This is a genomic window from Variovorax sp. 10N420, assembly GCF_056394705.1.
This window is the reverse complement of the sequence record NZ_JBFTIJ010000002.1, coordinates 69,808-91,008: the sequence shown is the minus strand read 5'-3', so window position 1 is coordinate 91,008 and position 21,201 is coordinate 69,808. Positions and strand designations below refer to the sequence as shown.

General features: G+C 62.9%; 22 protein-coding genes. 10 read left to right on the top strand and 12 right to left on the bottom strand.

What is annotated here, in order from left to right:
* Positions 1 to 37: 37 nt before the first annotated feature.
* The 3 genes from AC1DEK_RS04875 to AC1DEK_RS04865 form a co-directional block, all read right to left on the bottom strand.
* Positions 38 to 394 (bottom strand): response regulator transcription factor, encoded by a 357-nt coding sequence (locus AC1DEK_RS04875; protein WP_478124688.1) that lies wholly within the window; start codon positions 392 to 394, stop codon positions 38 to 40.
* Positions 395 to 471: 77 nt separating this feature from the next.
* Positions 472 to 1,080 carry a response regulator transcription factor gene (locus AC1DEK_RS04870; RefSeq protein ID WP_478124092.1) on the bottom strand — a complete coding sequence of 203 codons (609 nt, stop codon included), beginning with the start codon at positions 1,078 to 1,080 and terminating at the stop codon, positions 472 to 474.
* A 16-nt stretch (positions 1,081 to 1,096) separates the two neighbouring features.
* The gene (locus AC1DEK_RS04865; RefSeq protein WP_478124091.1) at positions 1,097 to 2,872 is read right to left on the bottom strand and encodes a sensor histidine kinase; all 1,776 of its coding nucleotides are present in this window, start codon (positions 2,870 to 2,872) and stop codon (positions 1,097 to 1,099) included.
* Positions 2,873 to 2,938: 66 nt separating this feature from the next.
* Here AC1DEK_RS04865 and AC1DEK_RS04860 point away from each other — a divergent pair, with 66 nt between their 5' ends.
* From AC1DEK_RS04860 to AC1DEK_RS04850, 3 genes are all read left to right on the top strand, one after another.
* Positions 2,939 to 3,520, top strand: coding sequence for a hypothetical protein (locus tag AC1DEK_RS04860; RefSeq protein ID WP_478124090.1), 582 nt, complete (start codon positions 2,939 to 2,941; stop codon positions 3,518 to 3,520).
* A gap of 298 nt (positions 3,521 to 3,818) precedes the next feature.
* A complete protein-coding gene (locus tag AC1DEK_RS04855) occupies positions 3,819 to 5,069 on the top strand; it encodes an ion channel protein (RefSeq protein ID WP_478124089.1) in 1,251 nt (416 codons plus the stop codon).
* Positions 5,070 to 5,134: 65 nt separating this feature from the next.
* The gene (locus AC1DEK_RS04850) at positions 5,135 to 5,668 is read left to right on the top strand and encodes a nucleoside deaminase (RefSeq protein ID WP_478124088.1); all 534 of its coding nucleotides are present in this window, start codon (positions 5,135 to 5,137) and stop codon (positions 5,666 to 5,668) included.
* 45 nt (positions 5,669 to 5,713) lie between these two features.
* On the opposite strand, the gene AC1DEK_RS04845 is transcribed toward AC1DEK_RS04850, so the two are convergent.
* Positions 5,714 to 5,929, bottom strand: coding sequence for a hypothetical protein (locus AC1DEK_RS04845; RefSeq protein ID WP_478124087.1), 216 nt, complete (start codon positions 5,927 to 5,929; stop codon positions 5,714 to 5,716).
* 243 nt (positions 5,930 to 6,172) lie between these two features.
* Here AC1DEK_RS04845 and AC1DEK_RS04840 point away from each other — a divergent pair, with 243 nt between their 5' ends.
* Complete coding sequence (locus AC1DEK_RS04840) at positions 6,173 to 6,859, top strand: DUF2628 domain-containing protein (RefSeq protein WP_478124086.1); 687 nt, start codon at positions 6,173 to 6,175, stop codon at positions 6,857 to 6,859.
* Positions 6,860 to 7,050: 191 nt separating this feature from the next.
* Entirely contained in the window at positions 7,051 to 8,271 is a 1,221-nt protein-coding gene (locus tag AC1DEK_RS04835) for a cytochrome P450 (protein ID WP_478124085.1), read from the top strand.
* 15 nt (positions 8,272 to 8,286) lie between these two features.
* Here the strand turns inward: AC1DEK_RS04835 and AC1DEK_RS04830 are convergent, their stop codons facing one another.
* Entirely contained in the window at positions 8,287 to 8,973 is a 687-nt protein-coding gene (locus tag AC1DEK_RS04830; RefSeq protein WP_478124084.1) for a TetR-like C-terminal domain-containing protein, read from the bottom strand.
* A gap of 118 nt (positions 8,974 to 9,091) precedes the next feature.
* Here AC1DEK_RS04830 and AC1DEK_RS04825 point away from each other — a divergent pair, with 118 nt between their 5' ends.
* The 3 genes from AC1DEK_RS04825 to AC1DEK_RS04815 are packed head-to-tail and all read left to right on the top strand — an operon-like array spanning position 9,092 to position 12,650.
* Positions 9,092 to 10,531 carry a carotenoid oxygenase family protein gene (locus AC1DEK_RS04825; protein WP_478124083.1) on the top strand — a complete coding sequence of 480 codons (1,440 nt, stop codon included), beginning with the start codon at positions 9,092 to 9,094 and terminating at the stop codon, positions 10,529 to 10,531.
* Positions 10,532 to 10,557: 26 nt separating this feature from the next.
* Positions 10,558 to 11,118 carry a hypothetical protein gene (locus AC1DEK_RS04820; RefSeq protein ID WP_478124082.1) on the top strand — a complete coding sequence of 187 codons (561 nt, stop codon included), beginning with the start codon at positions 10,558 to 10,560 and terminating at the stop codon, positions 11,116 to 11,118.
* A gap of 53 nt (positions 11,119 to 11,171) precedes the next feature.
* Positions 11,172 to 12,650: a cytochrome P450 gene (locus AC1DEK_RS04815; protein ID WP_478124081.1), complete on the top strand. Its 1,479-nt coding sequence runs from the start codon at positions 11,172 to 11,174 to the stop codon at positions 12,648 to 12,650.
* Between the two features lie 21 nt (positions 12,651 to 12,671).
* Here AC1DEK_RS04815 and AC1DEK_RS04810 read toward each other — a convergent pair whose 3' ends face one another.
* Complete coding sequence (locus AC1DEK_RS04810) at positions 12,672 to 13,142, bottom strand: MarR family winged helix-turn-helix transcriptional regulator (RefSeq protein ID WP_478124080.1); 471 nt, start codon at positions 13,140 to 13,142, stop codon at positions 12,672 to 12,674.
* Between the two features lie 113 nt (positions 13,143 to 13,255).
* Between AC1DEK_RS04810 and AC1DEK_RS04805 the strand changes: the two genes are divergently transcribed.
* On the top strand, positions 13,256 to 14,455 hold the full coding sequence (locus tag AC1DEK_RS04805; protein WP_478124079.1) for a 3-hydroxybenzoate 6-monooxygenase: 1,200 nt from the start codon (positions 13,256 to 13,258) through the stop codon (positions 14,453 to 14,455).
* Between the two features lie 15 nt (positions 14,456 to 14,470).
* Here the strand turns inward: AC1DEK_RS04805 and AC1DEK_RS04800 are convergent, their stop codons facing one another.
* From AC1DEK_RS04800 to aspA, 4 genes are all read right to left on the bottom strand, one after another.
* Positions 14,471 to 15,133, bottom strand: a complete 663-nt coding sequence (locus AC1DEK_RS04800) for an ATPase (RefSeq protein ID WP_478124078.1) — start codon at positions 15,131 to 15,133, stop codon at positions 14,471 to 14,473.
* Positions 15,134 to 15,154: 21 nt separating this feature from the next.
* Positions 15,155 to 15,526, bottom strand: coding sequence for a hypothetical protein (locus AC1DEK_RS04795; protein ID WP_478124077.1), 372 nt, complete (start codon positions 15,524 to 15,526; stop codon positions 15,155 to 15,157).
* A 107-nt stretch (positions 15,527 to 15,633) separates the two neighbouring features.
* On the bottom strand, positions 15,634 to 17,079 hold the full coding sequence (locus tag AC1DEK_RS04790) for an MFS transporter (protein ID WP_478124076.1): 1,446 nt from the start codon (positions 17,077 to 17,079) through the stop codon (positions 15,634 to 15,636).
* A 24-nt stretch (positions 17,080 to 17,103) separates the two neighbouring features.
* Positions 17,104 to 18,525 (bottom strand): aspartate ammonia-lyase, encoded by a 1,422-nt coding sequence (gene aspA / locus AC1DEK_RS04785; protein WP_478124075.1) that lies wholly within the window; start codon positions 18,523 to 18,525, stop codon positions 17,104 to 17,106.
* Positions 18,526 to 18,672: 147 nt separating this feature from the next.
* On the opposite strand from aspA, the gene AC1DEK_RS04780 reads away from it, so the two are divergent.
* Positions 18,673 to 19,368: a nitroreductase gene (locus AC1DEK_RS04780; RefSeq protein ID WP_478124074.1), complete on the top strand. Its 696-nt coding sequence runs from the start codon at positions 18,673 to 18,675 to the stop codon at positions 19,366 to 19,368.
* Positions 19,369 to 19,389: 21 nt separating this feature from the next.
* Here the strand turns inward: AC1DEK_RS04780 and AC1DEK_RS04775 are convergent, their stop codons facing one another.
* Positions 19,390 to 20,307, bottom strand: coding sequence for an ornithine cyclodeaminase family protein (locus tag AC1DEK_RS04775; protein WP_478124073.1), 918 nt, complete (start codon positions 20,305 to 20,307; stop codon positions 19,390 to 19,392).
* Positions 20,308 to 20,370: 63 nt separating this feature from the next.
* Positions 20,371 to 21,021, bottom strand: a complete 651-nt coding sequence (locus tag AC1DEK_RS04770) for a M23 family metallopeptidase (RefSeq protein WP_478124072.1) — start codon at positions 21,019 to 21,021, stop codon at positions 20,371 to 20,373.
* Between the last annotated feature and the right edge of the window lie 180 nt (positions 21,022 to 21,201).

Here is a 21,201-nt window from a genome sequence, read left to right as displayed (position 1 = left end):
TTACAGCGGCGAGCGCGCGGTCGAAACTAGCCTTTGGTTAAGTTCCGTTCTTGATGCGGTGCATCGCTATACCCAATGCTTCGAGCAATGCATTGCTGGAGAAAGGCTTGCGCAGCAGTGCCATGCCGCCGGCTTCATGGGCCATTGGGCCCAGCGCAAAATCGTCGCTCGCCGTGATGAAGACAACAGGAATTCGGTGGTTCTCCTGGCGCAAGCGTGCCTGTACCTGGAATCCGGACAACCCCGGCATGTGGATGTCCAGGATGGCACACACCGGCTGCCGTGCGCCCAGAGACGCCAGGAAGTCCTCTCCCGAGGCGAATGCATCGACCTGAAAGTCCGCCAGGCGCAACACGCGGCCCAGCATGGCTCTCATGGCCGGTTCATCGTCCACGACGGCGATAAGCGGATCGGTGCTGCCCACTGCTCAACCGTACCGCTTTGCTTCCCGGCGCGTCACTGGACTTTGGTTCAGTCCTTCACCTGGATTCCGAGCCTTGCGCTGATGTGCATCAGCTCCCCGACCGTGCGGGCCCGCATGCGTTGCATGAGGCGCGCGCGGTGGAATTTGACCGTTTGCTCGACGATGCCGAGGTCGCTGGCGATCTGCTTGTTGAGTCGACCCTTCGCGACGCCTTCGAGCACCTGGAGTTCGCGCGCGGTCAACATGGCCAGTCGGTCCCTGAGGACAGAGATCTCCTCTCGTGCAAGTCGTGCCGGTGCAACCTGTGCAATGGCAGCCCGCACGGCGTCGAGCAGGATCTGCGATGTGACCGGTTTGGTCAGGAAATCCGCCGCACCGGCTTTCATTGCCTGCACCGACATCGGGATGTCTCCCTGGCCCGTCAGGAAGACGATCGGCAATGTGTGCGCTGTGTCCATCAGTCGGCGCTGCAAGGCGAATCCATCAAGGCCGGGCATGGCGACGTCCAGTACAAGACAGCCGTCCGCTTTCGGCTCTGACGCGAGAAACGACTCTGCGGAATCGAATGTTTCCACATTCCATCCTTCTTCGCGCAGCACGCGTGCAAGCGATTTGCGGACTGCATCGTCGTCGTCTACGAGATAGATGGTTTCCATGTTGAACATCCCCCGTTCAATGATGCTTTCGAATTGGCCAGCTAACGCAGAAAGACGCGCCTCCTTCCGGGTTGTTGGTGGCCGTCAGTTTCCCGCGATGTGCTGTGATGATCGCCTGGCAAATGGCCAGGCCCATTCCCGTGCCTCCGGCCTTGGTGCTCCAGAATGCGTCGAAGACGCGGTGGAGGTCGTTGGGGGCGATTCCGGTTCCATGGTCAATGACGCACAGGCGAACGTCGGGTCCAAGGAGTTCGGTGCGGACCTTGAGTGTGCGCCGTGCCGGGTCGACCGCATTCATCGCGTCCGCAGCGTTCAGGATGAGGTTCAAAAGGACCTGTTGAAGCTGGACCCTACTGCCGTCGACCGGTGGCAGCGGCGCGAGTTCTGCAAGCGTCGAAACGTGCCGCATCATGAGTTCCGAACGCACAAGATCGAGCGTCTCCGACACCAGCTCGTTCAGCTGCATGGGCGCAAGTTGCATTTCTCCGCGCTTGAAGAGCGCACCCAGGCGTCGTATGACTTCGGCAGCTCGCTGATCCTCCGCGATGATGTCGTCGCAGATTTCCTTGAGCTCAGCCAAATTGGCATCGCCCCGTTCAAGCATCTTTTGTGCCGCTTCGGCATTGCCGAGAATCGCCGCCAGCGGTTGGTTGAGTTGATGTGCAATCGCAGCCGATAGCTGTCCCAGCATGGAGACCCGCGTCATATGTGTGAGTGCCGCCCGGTCCTTTTCGGCTTGGAACTCCGCTGCCTTCCGGGCCGTGATGTCGAGCGTGACACCGATCACAAGTGACGGCTCGTCCCCGTCAGGACGACCGCGCGCTGCGATCCACTGGACCTCCCCGTCTGGCCTGACGATCCTGTACTCGACGTCCAGCTCTTCGTCTTTCATGACGGATTGGCGCACCGCCTGATCCAGCGCCCGACGATCCGCTGGGTGGATCGTTTCGAGCACTTGGTCGAAATGAATAGGCGTCTCTTGTGCTCTGCGGCCGTTCTGCCGCCCGCTCGCGGCCCCCCGCGTGCGGTCCTGGCCGAGGTCCCAGATCCACATGGTCAGTCGAGACGCTCGCGCCGCGAGGCCCATGTGCTTCTCACTTTCCGCCAGTGCTGCCGCAGTCACGCGCCGCCGGCGCCGCTCTATCAGGAGCGCCCCGATCAGCGCGGCCTGCAACAACATCACACCGAACGCCAGGAGTGCCTTGTTCTGGTATGCCTCCCAGAACGTCGGCTGCTTGAAATGCACAATGGCCTCCTGCGGAATGTCGTCTTCGGAGACGCCCCACTTTCGGGCCTGCTGCCAGTCGACCTGTATGACGGATGGCATGCTCTGCGGAAGGTGAAGTTCAGCAGGCGGAATCCCTTCGAGCAACCCATTGACCGCCCGGCCTGCTTCCCGCCCCATCTCAAGGTAGTTGGCCATGCGACCGCCGACAACGCCCGTTCCGATAAACGTACTGAAGGGACTGTAGATCGGTGCGCTCGAGGACGTCGCCATCAGTGCCGCAGATTCTTGCGGCGAGAACGCTCGACCCGTGCCGTCCATGAAGTAGCCTGGCGTGAAGACCACGTCACCCACTCCAAGTGCGTGCAGCCGGCTCTTGATCTCATCCGTGGAGAGAGCCGACAGGAATTCGACGGATGCAAGCACGCCGAGGCCGGCAATCTCCTTGCGGACCTGGCTCTCCCAGCTTCGGTCACGGGCGCTGGAACCTGTGACTACCACCAGCCTTCGAGTATTTGGGTGCCATCGCAATGCTTGTTCGATCGTGGCTCCGAAGTCGTAGTCCACAGGGACACCTATGACATCGGTCGGCATCGGTTCAATCGAGCGCAAGTAGGTCGCATCGATCGCAAGATGGACAACTGGCACGCCGGGGAACAGTTCGTCCCGATGGCGCAGTACGAAATCGAGGGCGGCTTTGCCGGCCACGATGATGGCCCTCGGTGGCCGGGCAGCGTATTTTTCCTGAAGGTAGGCGCTGACGGTCTTTTCGTATTGCGGCCCGGTAAAAGTGGGGCTGTCGAGAAACTCCTCGAAAAGATCGACGTGGCCTGGCGCCTTTCCGATTTCGTCCCGAATGCCGCGATTGGCTTCAATGTTCGCGGGCAGCAGTCGGTTGTTGGCGTAGATCACCAATACATTGCTCACGGCTGCGGCTTGCGCGGGCTGCAGAACAAGCGAGCAGAGCGCGGTCAGCAGAAAAAATATGCGCGTGATCGAGTCGAGAAGCATTCCAGGACGCGAGCGTTGCGGCCAAAGGCCTCGCCTGCAATTTTCTTGCAGGATACGGTACTGCCCGGTCGCACAGAGGTGCAGCGACGGCTGCCCCTTCGGGCAGCAGAACTTTGCATTCGGTCATCAACGACGAGCGGGATTGGAAGAAACCCTTTGCGATTGACCAGCCAGTCTGACAGGTCGACCTTGCCGTCGTCTTGATCGACCATCCCTTGCAAAACCGCATGTCCTGGTTGACTCAGCACGCCGAGCAGCAACGCCGAAACAAGGAGTCTTCGTAAGCTCGAGGCATCGGGGCCTTGCATATGTCCGAGATCCAAGTTGCTTGTTGGGAGAAGCCTGACATCCACTGGACCACTTCAGCCTCTCGGACACCCCATCCTTGCGCAAGCAAAATGTCATTGCAACTGAACCAAAGGTCAGTCCCCGTCATAGAGCGAACCGGTTACCGTTGCGGTGTGCACAACGCCCTGTCTGTTGATGTTGCGGAGAAAGAGCCATGACCGGTTCCAGAGTGCGATCCATGCTCGCGATTGGCGGCCCCGCTCTACTGGTGGGCATCGCGTCGGCGGTCATTCTGGCGTTGGTAGTGATGACGGCCAATCTGCTGCAGAAGTTTCTCTGGCAGACCTTGCCTCCCAGCTTCGGTGCGACGACGCAGACTTGGTGGTGGGTGCTGGGAGTGCTCACGTCGACGGGACTCGTTGTCGGATTGATCGTGCACTTCTTTCCTGGGCATGCTGGACCGGATCCCGCCACCATTGAATTGTTCGGCGAGCCGACCCCGCTGTTCGTGCTACCTGGTCTGGTACTTGCGCTCGTTGTGGCACTTGCAGGTGGTGTCAGCCTCGGACCAGAAAATCCGATCATTGCGACCATCGTCGGAATCGTCGTCGCGGTCGGCTCGCGACTGATGCCTGGTGTTCCAGCCAAGGGCTGGCTCATGTTGGCAGCGGCTGGCACGATCGGCGCCATGTTCGGTACGCCCGTGGCTGCGGCGTTGTTGTTTTCCGAAATGGTCAGCGGACAAAAGGACAAGCCGGTCTTCGATCATCTTTTCGGGCCGCTCGTCGCAGCCGGTGCAGGTGCGTTGACGATGACGAAGTTCGAGGAGCTCAACTTTGCATTGCCGATCCAGCCGTATACGCAGCCGACCATTGCGGACATTGGCGTCGGCATGCTGATTGCAATTGCGGCAGTGGCAATCGGGATGGTTGCGGTGTGGCTGTTTCCGATCTTCCACAAGGCATTCCACTCCTTGGGCAACCAGATCATCGCGTTGACCGTTGGAGGCTTCATCCTTGGCCTGTTGGCAATGCTGGGAGGACCCATCACGATGTTCAAGGGCCTCGGTGAGATGAAGGTGCTGACAATCAATGCGGGCGAGTACTCTGCAGTGGCACTGGCAACGGTCATCGCGATCAAGCTGTTGGCCATTCTGGTGTCAGGAACCTGCGGTTTTCGTGGCGGGCGAATTTTTCCGATGGTGTTCGTCGGCGTGGCCTTCGGCTTGCTGGTGCATCAGGTCCTTCCGTCCGTTCCTGGCGCGCTGTCGGTCGCATGTTCTGTGCTCGGTTTCACACTGGTGGTCACGCGCGACGGCTGGCTGAGTCTTTTCATGGCGGTAGTCATGATTCCCGGCACTGAACTTCTGCCGCTGCTGTGCGTGGCCATCTTGCCGGTCTGGCTTTTGCTCGCCGATCTCCCGCTGATGCTGGTCAAGAATGAAGATGCGGCTTCGCAGCCATGACTTCAGGGCGCGTCAGCTCCCAAACGCGAGCGCCTGAGCGCCCTGTCCCACCTCTTTCAAGCACGATGAAGCCATCCCTCTCCTCGACAACGGATTCCTCCACGCCAGAAACACTGTCGGCGCGCGACATTGAACTGCTTCGCCTGTCGATCAGACTCTCCAGCGAGTCTCGTGCACGCGGGCGCCATCCCTTTGCGGCGCTCGTGGCCGATGCCAATGGCGAGGTCGTCACGACAGCCGGCAACAACTCGATGCCTCCCGAAGGTGATCCCACACAGCACGCCGAGCTCGTGGCGGCCGCCCAGGCCGCCCGCCGACTCACGCCTGAGCAACTCGCGCGATGCACCTTGTTTACCAGTGCCGAGCCCTGCTGCATGTGCGCCGGCGCGGTTTACTGGACCGGCATTGGTCGCGTGGTCTATGCGCTGTCCGAGCATTCGCTGCTCGGGCTCACGGGGGACCATCCGGAGAACCCGACCTTTTCGCTGCCCTGCCGGGAGGTCCTTGCGCGCGGGCAACGCCGAGTGGAAGTGATCGGCCCGCTACTTGAAGACGAAGCGTCCGTGCCACACCAGGGGTTCTGGCATAGGGATGCGTGAATTCGCTCTCGGCTCCGGCAACTCGCGCTTGCCGGATCTGCGCGCCTACCAGAACCGCCAGAAGGGGCGCTTGCGCTGAGAAGGCTCCAGCGAAGCATTCATCGTCGTGCTGCTGCCAAATCGTCGCCGGACTTCCCGTTCATGAACGTGTGCAGGTCCGCGGGCTTCCGCGTGCCCGCGCAGCGCCAGAAGGCGCAACTGGTGTGCGCGGTCAAGGAGGTCTTCGTCGGAAAGTTTTCCTGGCTCGGTCATCATGATCACGCGATTTTGCAACGGCGGCGAGAGCCTGCGACGAAAATTTCTGCCTTCGAATCAGGCGAGATCGGACCGGCCCCTTTTCCTTTCCCTTTCCCTTTCCCTTTCCCTTTCCCTTTCGCGCTCCACGGCAAGTCGGGATTCACAGCGAGTTAACTCCCTGTTACGCTTTCGGGGCTCATTTTTTGCCTGCTCCCGAAAGGACCGCCATCCATGTTTTGCGCTGAATGCGGCACGTTGAACGGACCCATGCATGCCCTCTGTCCAGGTTGCGGCATCAGCGTCAAAAAGGAGCCCACCGGGCGCGGCGGCACGACGCAACGTCCAAGCCTGCTCGGCCGGCTCGACAGCGACCGCGACGCCCAAGAGGGTCTGCAGGAACTCTACGCCGCTGCGGTCGGGCCGAAGAACCGGGAACACTACCTCGCCCGGTTCGCGCTCTTCGATCACCGGCGCAAGACATCGGCCGGCTGGCACTGGCCGGCTTTCTTCGTGACGCTCTATTGGCTGCTCTACCGAAAGATGTGGGGCAAGGCCGCCATCTACTTCTTCCTGCCTTACATGCTGTTGGTCCCAGCGGCAGCCCTCGGGCGGGCGGTGCCGGTGGTCGTCATCGTCGGCTACTTCGTCTATGTGCTGGCCATCTTCATCTTGCCGCCGCTCTTTGCCGACGCGGCCTATTACCGCCACTGCGAGCGCGTGATCGAGAATGCGCGGGCTGTGAACCGGAGCCAGGAAGGGCAGCTTGTGCTCGTCGCCCAAAAGGGTGGAACAAGCAGCGTCGTGCTCATCGTCGCTTGCGTGCTCGGTCTGTCGATGGTCCTTGGCATTTTTGCCGCTCTGGCGATGCCTGCGTACAAGGACTACGCCTCGCGTGCAAAAGCGCCGCGAACTGTCAACACCGAGATTGGCCAGTCGTTGCGTCATTCCGCGTGACTCCCCCACGCTCGACGGCGTGCGGCCATGTCTTCCTCAAGAAGGATGAGCCCTCGCGCGACGCCGAAGTCTTGACAAGCCCCCGGGTGCGGCCGATTCTCGGCATGACCCTGATTGAGGGCACATGGAGGTCGATGATGGAGGAGAAACCGGAAATCGCCTGTGCGGCGAAAACATCGCGAGCGAGCATCATGTCGATGCCGCTCGATGCGCTCAATCCGTCGGATCCGCAGTTGTTCGTCGACGACACGATCGGCGACGTCTTCGCGCGGCTTCGTCGCGAGGCGCCGGTGCACCGTTCGCGCAGCGGCATCGAAGGCATTGGCGACTTCTGGTCGGTGACGCGCTATCGCGACATCATGCATGTCGAGACGCACCACGAGATCTTCTCGTCCGACTGGTCCAAGGGTGGCATCACGCTGATGGATTTCCCGCCCGGCGAGCAGCAGTTGCAGATGTTCATCGCCATGGACCCGCCCCGGCACGACGAAGAACGCAAGGTCGTGAGCCCGATCGCCGCTCCGTCGAACCTGGAGACCTGGGAGGGCCTGATCCGTGAACGCACGCGCAAGGTGCTCGATGAATTGCCACGCAACGAGCCCTTCGACTGGGTCGACCGCGTGTCGATCGAACTCACGACGCTGATGCTGGCAACGCTTTTCGATTTTCCGCTGGAGGATCGGCGTCTGCTGACGCATTGGTCGGACATGTCCACCGCTAACAAGCGCACCAACCCCGATGCGCCTGAGCCTGACGTGCGCATGGCCGAGTTGCGCAAGATGCTCGCTTACTTCACCGGACTTTGGAACGAGCGCGTCAACGCGCCGCCGCGGCCCGATCTGGTGTCGATGCTGGCCCACAGCCCGACGACGCGCAATATGGGGCCACTGGAGTACATGGGCAATCTCGTCTTGCTCATCGTGGGCGGCAACGACACGACGCGCAACTCGATGACGGGCGGCCTGCTCGCACTGCACGAGCATCCCGCGGAAATGGCCAAGCTGCGCGCCAACCCTGCCTTGATCGACGGCCTCGTGCCGGAGATCATCCGCTGGCAAACGCCCCTGGCATACATGCGGCGAACCGCGACACAAGACACCGAACTCGGCGGCAAGCAGATCCGCAAAGGCGACAAGCTCGCGATGTGGTATCTCTCGGCCAATCGCGACGAGGAAATGATTGCCGAGCCGGAGCGCTTCATCATCGATCGCGAACGCCCGCGCCAGCACCTGTCGTTCGGCTTCGGCATTCATCGCTGCGTGGGCAGCCGGATCGCCGAACTTCAGCTCAAGATCTTGTGGGAAGAATTGCTCGGGCGGTTCAGTGCGATCGAAGTGGTCGGCCCGCCCACGCGCGTGCGATCGTCATTCGTGCACGGGTTCTCGCAGTTGCCGGTGCGCGTGGTCGACTGAGCGCGGTGCATTTCATCATTGAGGAGGGCGGCGCGCATTGAATACGGCGCTCAGCAGCGATTGCCAGTTGGTCTCGTCCGGCCAGCGCGACATCACCGCGTCCAGGCGGCCGTCGATCAGCAACATCGCAAAGCCATGCACCAGCGCCCATCCGGCAATCATCGTGGCCCCCTGTTCGGGCGTGACTTCGGCATCCGTTGTCGGCGCAAGGCCCAGCCGGTCCGCTGCCGCGCCGGCCAGTGCCGCGCGAGCCTGGTCGGCGGCCTCGCGCAATGCGGGGCGCGTCATGTCGAGGCGTTCGCCGCGAAACATGAGCAAGAACAGGGCGGGGTGCTCCCGCGCGAAGGTGACATAGGCGAGGCCGGCCGCGTCGAAGCGTGCGCCTGGGGACGAGCCCTCGTTGCCCGCTGCGCGCAGGGCCTCGGCAAACTGCCGAAAGCCCACCGCGGCGAGCTCGCTCAAAAGGCCGGTCAGATCGCCGAAGTGATTCTTCGGCGCGGCATGCGAGACGCCTGCGGCGCGTGCCGCGGCGCGCAGCGTGAGCGCTTCGAGTCCCTGGCTTTCGATGATGTCCTGTGCGGCCGCAAGCAGCGTGGCGTGCAGCGCGCCGTGGTGATAGGGCGCAGGCGCTTCGGCGGCGGCCTTGCGGCGACTGCGTGAGGCGAGTGGGGCGGCGTTCCGGCGCTTTGGCGATGCAGGCATGGAGTTCTCGAAGGTCAAAAGTCAGATGTTGACGCCGTCAATTTTACTTGACTTTCATCTTCGATCGTCTTTCAATACCCGGTATTGACAGCGTCAATATGAATTTCGAGGAGTCGATATGTCCGCTGAGAGTCCCGCACGCACCAATGTCTTCACGCCGCCGCGCCGCGTGAACGGCAGTCCTATTTCTTTTGAAGCCGATGCCGCGATCCTCCCGATCGTTGGCGAGTTGCCTCCAGGACTCAACGGCACGCTGTATCGCAACGGCCCCAATCCGCAGTTCCCGAGTGCCGATGCACACCTGTTCGGCGGCGACGGGATGCTGCATGCCTTTGAGCTGTGCAATGGCCGCGCCAGCTACCGCAACCGCTGGATCCGCACCGCCCATTGGAAAGCCGAGCATGCCGCCGGCCGTCGCTTGTTCGATGGATTCGGCCGTCCGATGCCCGACGGCGGGCCCGCCGCCGGGGTGGCTGACGAAGGTGTCGCCAACACGCACGTTGCATGGCACGCCGGGCGTTTGCTCGCGCTGGAGGAGGCGCACCTCCCGGTCGAGATCGAGCCCTGCACATTGGCAACGCGCGGGCCATTCGATTCCGGCGGCGGGTTGAAGGGGCCTTTCACCGCGCACCCGAAGACCGACCCGGTGACCGGTGAACTGGTTTTCTTCGGCTATGGGACGAGCGGCCCGCTCTCCAGTGGCATGACCTACGGCACCATCGATCCGGCGGGTACCGTGACGCGCTTCGATCGCTTCGAGGCGCCCTTCGCGAGCATGGTGCATGACTTTGCAGTGACGGCGCGGCATGTGCTGTTCCCGGTGCTTCCTCTGACGGCGAGCATGGCACGCGCCGAACGCGGCATGCCGCCGTTTGCGTGGGAGCCGGAACTCGGCGCGCGCGTGGGCGTGCTGTCGCGCAACGACCCCATCGAAAACATCCGGTGGTTCGAAGGCGAGGCCGGCTATGCCTTCCACGTGATGAACGCCTGGGAAGAGCAGGATGCGCGGGGCGGCACCCGCATCGTCGCCGACGTGATGCGCTACGACGAGCCGCCGCTGTTTCCGCACCCCGACGGCCGTCCGACGGACCCCCGGCGCAGCGTGGCGCGAATGTGCCGCTGGACCTTCGATCTGGCTGGTGCGAGCAACCGCTTCGAGCAACGGCAACTCGATGATCTCGCGGGCGAGTTTCCGCGCATCGACGAGCGCCGCGCCGGCCTGCCGTATCGCCACGGCTGGTATGCCTGCCAGCGCGAGCCCATCTACGGCGCGGGAAACGAAGGTCTGGCGCACTTCGACGCCGTCACCGGCCGCCGCACGCTGCACTACCTTCCGCCGGGCGACCGCGTCTCGGAGCCGGTGTTCGTCCCCCGCAGCCCAGACGCGAAAGAAGGCGACGGCTGGTTGCTGGCGACCGTCTACCGCGGCGCCGAATGCCGCAGCGACCTGGCGGTGTTCGATGCGCAATCATTGGCCGATGGACCGATTGCGACCGTTCAGCTTTCGCATCGCGTGCCCTCGGGATTCCACGGCAGCTGGCTCCCGGCTGACCACTGAGCCGTTTGCTCTTTTCAGGAGAAATCATGAGCATCCTCTGGAGCTTCTCGCCCTTCATCGTCTTCGCGCTGTTATCGCGGCAGGTGCCGGTCACCACGGCCCTCTTCGTGGCCGCCGCTGTAGCCGTTGCCATGATCGTCCGCGACCGCTTTCGCCATGCGGGCAGCATCAAGATCCTCGAAGTGGGCACCGCGATTCTTTTCGCCGGCTTGGGCTTCTATGTGCTTGGGATGGGCGGGGACTGGAACATCATCGAAGTGCGACTGGCCGTGGATGGCGGCCTCTTCGCGATCGTCCTCATTTCGATCCTGATCGGCCAGCCCTTCACCATTCAATATGCCCGCGAGCGCGTTCCGCCCGGAGTCGCCGCGCTGCCGCAGTTCAAGACCATCAACTATCTGCTGAGCGGCGTCTGGGCATTGGCCTTCCTGGTAATGACGCTCGCCGATTTCGTGATGGCTCGCGTTCCGTCGGTACCTCTGTGGATTGGCATTGCGGTGACGGTGGCGGCAATGGCAGGCGCGATCTGGTTCACGAACTGGTATCCGCAATATCGGCGCCGTCAGGCCTCAAGCGTGGCCTTGTGAGTGCCGTCCGGAGCATAGGCAGTCAGAGTTGATCGCGCTATGCTGCCCGGATCATGGAACGCACCACGCTTGATCGCACTGCGCCGCCGAAGTCTGCGATGCCAGGTGCCACCCGCCGCCTGGAAGACTTGCCGGGTCCGCGCGGCATTCCGCTGCTTGGCAATCTCCTGCAGATCGACGCGCCCCGCATGCACCGGCAGCTCGAAGACTGGTGCGCCGAGTTCGGTCCTTTCTTCAAGCTGAAGCTTGGAAAGGCGACGATGCTCATCGTCGGCGACCATCAGGTGGTCGCCACGATGCTCCGCGATCGGCCGGACGGATTTCATCGCACCAGCAAACTCGAGGGCATTGCCAAGGAGATGGGGCTGAAGCCCGGCCTTTTCGGTGCCCGGGGTGACGACTGGCGCCGCCAACGGCGCATGGTGATGTCCGGCTTCGATCCGGCGCACGTCAGGGACTACTTCCCATCGCTACAGAAAGTCGCCGAGCGGCTCGGCAGGCGTTGGTCGAAAGCAGCGCGCGATGGCGTTGCCATCGACTTGCAGTCCGACCTGATGCGCTACACGGTCGATACCATCGCCGGGCTGGCGTTCGGTGCGGAGGTCAAGACGCTGGAGTCCGATGGCGACGTGATCCAGAAGCACCTCGACAAGATCTTCCCGGCCTTGCTGAGGCGGCTGACGGCGCCGTTGCCGCTGTGGCGTGTGTTCCCCACAGCGGCGGATCGCGAATTGGCGCGAGGCGTGGTCGCAGTGAACAAGGCGGTGGACGGGTTCATCGCTCAAGCGCGGCGGCGGATGGAAGCGAATCCCGATCTCCGCGCACATCCCCGCAACCTGCTGGAAGCCATGATCGCGGCGGCAGACGAGCCCGACAGCGGCATCAGCGACATTCAGGTCGCCGGCAACGTCATGACGATGTTGCTGGCGGGTGAGGACACCACCGCCAACACCATCGCCTGGATGATCGATCTGCTGTGGCGCCATCCGGCAACGCTGGCGCGCGCGACTGACGAGGTGCGCCGTGTCGTACCCGACTCGGGGATCCCGACCTTCGAACAGGCCGGGGAACTCGACTACATCGAGGCTTGCGCGCACGAGACCATGAGACTCAAACCGGTGGCACCGATGATCGGGCTGCAGGCCGTGAATGACACAGTCATCGGCGACGTGGAGGTGCCGGCGCGTACTCCGATCTTCAGTCTCATGCGGCGTGACAGCGTGAGCGACAGCCACATGCCCGACGCGGCTGCATTCAAGCCGGAGCGTTGGCTGGACGGTGCTGGCCCCGGCGCCCTTGCCAGCAGTGCCAAGCGAACGTCGATGCCCTTCGGCGCCGGGCCTCGTATCTGCCCGGGGCGCTACCTGGCGTTGCTCGAAATGAAGATGGCGATGGCGCTCCTGCTCGGCCGTTTCGACATCGAGCGCATCGACACGCCCGACGGTCAACCGGCGCGCGAACGTCTTTCGTTCACGATGACGCCCGTTGGCTTGACCATGCGGCTGCACGAACGCATGGCAGCGACGGCCTAGCTCCGCCGTATCGAGCCTTCATCAGCCGTCGCTCGGCGCTCGGCTCAACTCGTTGTTGGCAGTGACGACCGACCGGATCATGCGCATGAATTCCTGCTGATCCTTCTCTGACAAGGGCTCCAGGATGCGTCGTTGGGCGCGCATCATTGCCGGCTGCACGTCATCGAGCAGCGCCAACCCCTCGTCCGTCAGGGTCAGCAGGCGCACGCGGCGATCGTCGGGGGACGCACTGCGCATCATCAAACCCCGGGCTTCCAGTCTGTCGATGACGCCGGCAACCGTTGAAGTGTCGAGCCCGATGGACCGTGCCAACGTTCGCTGGTCGATGCCCGGCGATCTGCGCACGGCCTGAAGTCCGGCGTATTGAACCGGCGTGATGCCATGAGCTTCGGTTTCCTGCAGAAAGATCGCAACGGCGATCTGTTGCAGCCGTCGGATGTAGTGGCCGGGAAGAGTCTCCAGATCAACAGGTGCCGCGTCGGTTTTTTTCATGCAATTGAAATGGGCAAGAGGCTTAGGGTTAACCCTTTAATGTTCGAAATTATTCTATGTCTACACTAATGATCAGTGTGCTGATGATCAGTACACCAGATCAGGAGATGAACATGAATGCAGGGCAGTCCACGCTTCCGGTACTGGTTGCCGGCGGCGGTATCGGCGGCATCGCGGCTGCCTTGGCTTTGGTACGGCAAGGGTTTTCAGTGAAGGTGCTGGAACAGGCCAGTGAGCTTGGCGAAATCGGGGCAGGCATCCAGCTCGGCCCCAATGCTTTCGCCGCGTTCGATGCCTTGGGCATCGGCGAGATCGCCCGGACTCGCGCGGTCTATACCGATGAAATGGTGATGCACGACGCGCTCGACGAGACGCTGGTCGGGCGCATCCCCACCGGCGAGGCGTTCCGGCAGCGCTTCGGCAACCCGTACGCGGTGATCCATCGGGCAGACGTTCACAAGTCGCTGCTCGAAGGCGCGGAGGCTTCCGAGCGCATCGAGGTGCTGACTTCAACCTCGGTGCAGCGCATCGAGCAGGATGCGGATGGCGTGATCGTGCACGACGCCAGGGGCAACACTCACCGCGGGATTGCATTGATCGGCGCGGACGGCGTCAAGTCCGCGGTGCGCCGGCAGTACGTGGGCGACGAGGCGCGCGTGTCGGGCCATGTCGTGTACCGGGCGGTCGCGGACAAGAAAGACTTCCCGGCCGACCTGCAATGGAACGCCGCCAGCATCTGGGTAGGTCCCAACTGCCATCTCGTGCACTACCCACTGCGCGGCGGCGAGCAATACAACGTCGTCGTGACCTTCCACAGCCGCGAGAAAGAAGAGTGGAGCGTGCGCGAAGGCAGTCGTGAGGAAGTGCAGAGTTATTTCGAGGGCATCTGCGCCAAGGCGCGCCAACTGATCGATCTCCCCAAGGACTGGAAGCGCTGGGCGACGGCCGATCGCGAGCCGATCGGCCAATGGACCTTCGGCCGCGCCACGCTGCTGGGTGACGCGGCGCACCCCACGCTGCAATACCTGGCGCAAGGCGCCTGCATGGCGATGGAGGATGCGGTCACTCTGGGCGAGGCTCTGCGCGTCAGCGGCAATGACTTCGGCAAGGCCTTCGAGCTTTACCAGCGCTCGCGTGTCGCACGCACCGCTCGGGTCGTGCTGTCCGCGCGCGAGATGGGGCGCATCTTCCATGCGAAGGGCGTCGAGCGTCTCGTGCGCAACGACCTCTGGAAGGGCCGCACCCCGGAGCGCTACTACGACGCCATGGAGTGGCTGTATGGCTGGACCGTCGACAACTGCCTTGCCGCCTGAAGATGTCCGGCTTTTTCAGGAGCGCCGTGGATTCGGCGCCTTGGTCTTTCTGTCGGCAAGCTCGAAGGCCGCAGCAACGATGGCCTTTGCCCAGTGGGGGACCTTGTCGAGCTCCGCGTGCGAAACGATCCCGCCGTTTTCCATGTGCAGCACGAGAACCGGCTGCGGTCTGATCCCCGCTTTCGGGTCGCCGTCGATGCTGTTGTCGTACACGCGCAGGCTCGCCAGGTGCGGCAGCAGCCTGATCAGGTTGGCTCGGCTGCTCGTGTAGCGCTCCCTGATCTTGGCTTCCGGAATGGCGTGGCCACCGGCTTTCACCCTTTCCTGCACGCGCTCGATGTGCTTTTCGGGCGAACTCAGGCCCGCATACCAGATATGGACCTCGGCGCCGTTGCGGGCCCCTGCGAGCAGCAGATCGGGAATGGTTCGGGCGCCGAGCGTCGTCTCGAAGGCAAAGTTGAGCCCTTCGGCAAGCGCGCGTTCGAGGCCGATGCGGCCCATTTCCCACGCTTGCCCGTTGGCCGACTCGAGCGTGAGCGCCGGATTGGCGTCCCGCAGCGTGCGTGCTGCGAGGTCGGGATTGAAATAGGGGACTTTGCGAGCCTGGAGCGCCGCGCCGCCGATGCTGCTCTTGCCGGCGCCATTCACGCCGGCGAGAACGAAGATGCGGGCGACCATCTACCGAGCGACCTCCAACAGCTACTTCTTCGCGGGCTTGCCGCCGGCCGCGCGGACGGCGGCCTTGCCGAGTTCGGACGGAGGCATCGAGAATGCGTCTTCCATTGCCTGGGCGGCTGCGTCGCCCTGCATCCGGGCAAACATGTCGTCGAACTGTTTTGTGAGGGCATCCAGGTCGGGCTCGGCCGCCTGCTCCAGGGCCAGATATCGGTCAATGGACATGAGCACCATGGACGGCTCGTCATGTCGGGTGACCACCACGGCACCATGCGCCATGACGGCGCTGGTTACCTTTTGCATGCCGGCGACCAACCGCGTAGCCGAGAAGGCGGGCAGGCCCCGCGTGAAGCGATCGATGGCTTCGGGTCTTGAAATGGCTGCACTGCTGGACATGAGAAGCTCCGATGGATGTCTGGTTTACCCAATTTGGGCATTTTAGGCATTTTCCTTAAAACCTGAACAGTCGCCTGAGTTTGCCAGAGGATGACAGTGGCATTCGATCAGTTTCGCCGCGACACGGCCACTCCGGCGAGAGGGTCGAGCCGTATCGTCATGAGCGTGGCGGCGGCCATCAGGAGGCCGATCGCAAACCAGCCGTGCCGGAAATCGACGAGCGCCAGGGTGGAGGCATCGCGCAATGCCTGCGATGCACCGAGCACCGAAGCGGCCAACGCCACCGCAAGTGCCATCGACACCTGCTGCAGCATGGTGGCCAAAGCGCTCGCGCCGGCGCGCAGGTCGTCCGGCACGTCGGCAAAGGCAAGCGTGGTGATGGCGGTGAAGTTCATCGATCGGACCATGCCCGCAACGAACAACAGCACGCATACCACTGGCAGCGGATCGCCGGGCGATATCAGTCCGCACGCAAACAGCGTGATGGTGCACAGCGCGCCGTTGACCCACAACACGCGCCGGAAGCCGAAACGCCGGAGCACGGTGGTGGTCGCGCTTTTCATCGCGAGATTGCCGGCCATGTAGACCAGCAGCATCGAGCCCGCCTGAAAGGCATTCATGCCGAAGCCGATCTGGAACATCAGAGGAAGCAGAAAAGGCGAAGCGTTGATCGCCACTCGCGACATGAACCCGGCCGTCGCAGAGGAGAGCATGAAGGTCGGGACGCTGAGCGCTCGCAGATCGAGCATCGGATGCGTGGCGCGTCGGGCATGGCGTACGGACGCTATCGCGGCCAAGGTGCCGACGGCAAGAAGGGCGGCGGTGAAGCCGTTGCCATCGTGGACTTCGCCCAAGCGCGTGAAGCCTTCGACCAGCATTCCCAGGGCCAGCGCCGTCAAAAAGAAGCCCAGCGCATCGAAGCGCGCCTTGCTATCAGCCGCCCGGCGTGGAAACAAACGCAGGATCAGCCATACACCCAGCATGCCGATCGGCACGTTCAGCAGGAAAATCCAACGCCACGATGCATGCGTGGCGATCAATCCTCCCAGCGGCGGGCCAATCACCGGTGCGATCAGCCCAGGCCAGGTGATCATGCCGATGGCTTCGATAAGCCGGTGCCTGGGCGTTTCGCGCAAGACCACCAGGCGCCCTACGGGAGACATGAATGCCGCCGCAAATCCTTGCAACGCGCGCGCGGCGATAAATGCCGCAAAAGACGGTGCGAGGCCGCAGACGAGCGACGCGAGCGTGAAGATCCCAATGGCCGTGGCGAACACCGTGCGCGCTCCGTAACGCGCTGCGCACCACCCCGCGGCAGGCACGAACATCGCCATTGCGATGAGGTAGACGGTGACGCCCATGCTGGCATCAAGCGTGTCGACGCCAAATCCCGCGCCGATGGCCGGGAGCGCCGTGACGATGATGGTGGAGTCCAGCGTTTCCATGAAGAACGCCGCGGCCACTGTGAGCGCGATGCGGGAGGAAGCGGAGCCGGTCGAATCGTCTTTTTCTTGCGCGCTGTCGTTCATGACGACAGTGTCGTCCACCGGCATGAAGCCTGCATAAGGCTTGGCGCTTTAGCTCGCGCGCCGGGTTTCCTCGTAAATCCGCGGCTGTGTCAGGACCTCATGGCGAAGCGCGTGCTCCAGTTCCGCTTCGGTCATGAGCTTGCGCCGCAGCACGACCTCGCGCACGTTGGTGCCGTTGGCATAGGCTTCAGCAGCCACTTCGGTCGCTTCCTTGTAGCCGATGATCGGATTGAGTGCCGTGACCAGCGCAATGGATCGCTCGATGCTTTCCTTCAGGCGATCCGGATTGGCCGTGATGCCTTTCACGCACAGGTCAGCCAATGTGGTGCAGGCATTGGTCAGATGCTTGAAGCTGCGGAACAGCGAGTTGGCGATGATCGGCTCGAAGGCATTGAGCTGCAATTGCCCGGCTTCGGCCGCAAAGGTCACCGTCACGTCATTGCCGAACACCTCGAAAGCCACTTGGTTGACGACCTCGGGGATCACCGGGTTCACCTTGCCCGGCATGATCGACGAACCCGCCTGCATCGGCGGCAGATTGATTTCGCCAAAGCCCGAGCGCGGACCACTGGAGAGCAGCCGCAGGTCGTTGCAGGTCTTCGACAGCTTCACCGCCACCCGCTTGAGCACCCCCGAGAGTTGCACGAAGGCGCCGCAGTCCTGCGTGGCTTCGATAAGGTTGGGCGCGGTCGAAAGGTCCAGCCCCGTGATCTCGCGCAAGGCGGCGAGTGCCTTGCCGGCGTATTGCGGATGCGCCGTGATGCCCGTGCCGATGGCAGTAGCGCCCAGATTGATTTCAAGGATCAGTTTCGAGGCCTCGTTCAGCCGTGCGATGTCTTCCTCGACCATCACGGCATAGGTCGAGAACTCCTGCCCGAGGGTCATCGGCACGGCGTCCTGCAACTGCGTGCGCCCGATCTTCAGAAGATGCGCGAACTCTTCGGCCTTGGCGGCGAACGCCCCACGCAGATGTTCCATGGCCTTGAGCAGGCGTTCGATCGCAAAACAGGTGGCAATGCGAATGGCTGTCGGATACACGTCATTGGTGCTCTGCGCCATGTTGACGTGCTCGTTCGGGTGCAGGTATTGGTACTCGCCGCGTCGATGGCCGAGGATTTCAAGCGCGCGATTGCAGATCACCTCGTTGGCGTTCATGTTGGTCGAGGTGCCGGCGCCACCCTGGATGACATCCACCACGAACTGGTCATGCAGCGAGCCGCGCCGGATCTCGCGGCAGGCGCCGACGATCGCGTCGCGCAGTTTGTCAGGAAGCAGGCCGAGCTCTGTATTGGCCGCTGCCGCCGCCTGCTTGACAGAGGCCAGTGCATTGATCAATTCAGGGTAAGCGGAAACCGTGGTGCCTGAGATCTGGAAGTTCTCCTTGGCGCGCAGCGTGTGCACGCCGTAATAGGCATCGTCGGGAACCTCGCGGTCACCGAGCAGGTCGTGCTCGATCCGTACGTTGCTCATGTTGGCTCCTGATCATGGATGAATGGAAGCATGGAAGCGCGGGCGAAAGAGGCCAGGCTCATCCTACGCGCGCCGCATGCGTTGGTGAAGCAAGGCGTTTCGATGGGCTCCCTAGAATGGTCGGCCAAGGTCCAATCAGGCTCCGACATGAACACAGCGATACCCGACCCGTCCCTTGCGTTGGCTTTCGATGCCGTACTCGATGCGCGCTACAGCTGCCGCGGCTACCTGTCCGCGGCAGTGCCTCGTGACACCATCGAAGCGATCTTGCGCAGCGCCCAACGTACGGCTTCCTGGTGCAACTCCCAGCCTTGGCAGGTCGCCGTGACGAGCCCGAGTGCCACCGATCGGCTGCGCGAGGCAATGGCATCGCCCGAAGGTCTGGCCGATCAGGGCTTCGACATTGCGCCGCCGGCTGAATACCGCGGCGTCTATCGCGATCGGCGACGCGAATGCGGATTCGGCCTCTATGACAGCGTAGGCATCGCGCATGGCGACCGGGTTGCGTCCGCAAGACAGGCGGAACTGAACTTCAGTTTCTTCGGTGCGCCGCACATGGCGCTCATCACGACGGAATCCGCACTCGGTGCATACGGCGTACTTGATTGCGGCGCCTACGTCAGCAACTTCATGCTCGCGGCGCGCAGCCGCGGCGTGGCCTGCATTGCACAGGCGGCCGTCGCTTCACGCTCGAAGTTCCTGCATCGCTGGTTCGGCATTCCGGACGATCGGCAAGTCGTTTGCGGCATATCGTTCGGCTACGAGGACCCGGAGCATCCGGCCAACCGCTTCCGGACTTCGCGCGCCGACCTCGAAGAAGCCGTGCGTTGGATCGAGGATTGATGCGGGGACCGAACCTGCGTTTCAGGACGTCGCGGAGGGTACCTTCTCTGCATCCATCAAGCGCTCGTACACGAGGCCCGCGCTGACGATGTCTTCGACGGCGACGCCGACCGATTTGAAAAGGGTGATGTCGTCGGCCTGCTGTCTGCCTGGGTGGGTGCCGGCGATGACTTCGCCAATCTCAGCAAAGATGCTGCCGGCGGCGATCACGTCGCCCGATTCCCGAGACGCCGCTTCATGCGACTCGACATAGAGCCTGCAGCGCGACAGCACTTCATCATCGAGTTCACGCCATTCAGGGCGCGGTGCGCCCACTGCATTCACGTGCGTGCCGGGTGAGAGCCACCGCCCCGACAACACCGGTCTGCTGGAGGTGGTCGCGACGACCACCACGTCGGCGCCGCGGACAGCGTCCTCCGCGGATGCTGTTGCACGGGCCCCATGCTCTTGCGCAAAGGCCGCAGCGTTGTGCGGGCTCCAGACGCGGACATCGTCGATCTGCCGAACCATCCTTATGGCCTCCAGATGGCTTCGGGCCTGAACGCCGGAACCCAGAATGGCCAGGGAAGAGGCCTCCGGGCGCGCAAGGAGCTTGGTCGCGACAGCCGAGACCGCTGCCGTGCGCATCTCGGTGATCAGGCGGCCATCCATGGCGGCCAGGGGCTCGCCGGTCTCTGGCCGAAACAGCATGATCAAGGCGTGATGGGTTGGGGTGCCCCGGTTCTGCGGATAAAAGGTGACGAGCTTGGCGCCAAGCTGGCCGGATGCATACGCAGGCATCGAGAAGAAAAATCCGTGGTGCGCATCAATGGGCAGCACATTGCGCAATGGCTGAACGGCATGTCCGGCCGACAGCGACAGCAAGGCTTTCTCCATGGCCGGGATCAGCGCGTCCATGCGCAAGAGCCGGTGCACCGTCTGTTCGTCGATGATTCTCATGGATCCGAAGTTGGCTACGGCGGGGCGGCAATGTCAACGTGCAGCCCGTCCGATCGACTTGCGTCACGCGGAAAGCTCGCGGCTGTTGGCGTCCTTGGCAAAGGCTTCAAGGTAGGCGGCGGGATCGATGTGCTCCCCGTTTTCGAGAAGCTCGAAGTGCAGATGCGGTCCGGTCGATCGACCGGTGGATCCAACGTCGGCGACATGTTGGAGCGGTGTCACCTCATCACCCCGACGCACCACCAGGCGCGAAGCATGCGCGTAGCGCGTGACAAGCCCGTTGCCATGATCGATCTCGACGAGCTTGCCGTAGCCGGGCTTTCTGCCGGCGAAGCTGACACGCCCGCTTGCGGAGGCGCGAATGGGCGTGCCCTTGTTGGCGACGAAATCGATGCCCGAATGAAAGCGCGTGCGGCGCTTGAATGGATCGACTCGATTGCCGTATGAAGAACCAATGCGTGCGTCGTGAACTGGCGGGCGTCCTGGAGTTGATTCCCAGGCGACGGTGGTCTGTGCCTTGGCCTTGAGCTTGCGCATGGGCAGCATCGCGTCGAGGGTATCTCTGGCCGCCAATTCGGGACCGCCGCTGTCCTGATGATCAGCGTGGTGCGAGCAATGATGGTCGAGTTCGTCGAGTTCAGTGTGGGCGAGCCTGATGCCCATCGCGATCCCTGCTGCAAAGGCGATGGCGGAGATTCCTGTGGTTGCCAACATGGCAATCGTCAGCAGCCGGCGCCGCCTTGCCGCGCGAAGAGGTCGGTGATGCAGATGGCTACCAGTTTTGAATTCGGACAGGCGGCTGACCTGCATACAAACCTCCAAGAAATCATTGAAGGCCGATGTAGGACCCTCCCTAGATGGATGAGAGGGCATCAGGGCGCTATATCTCTCGCT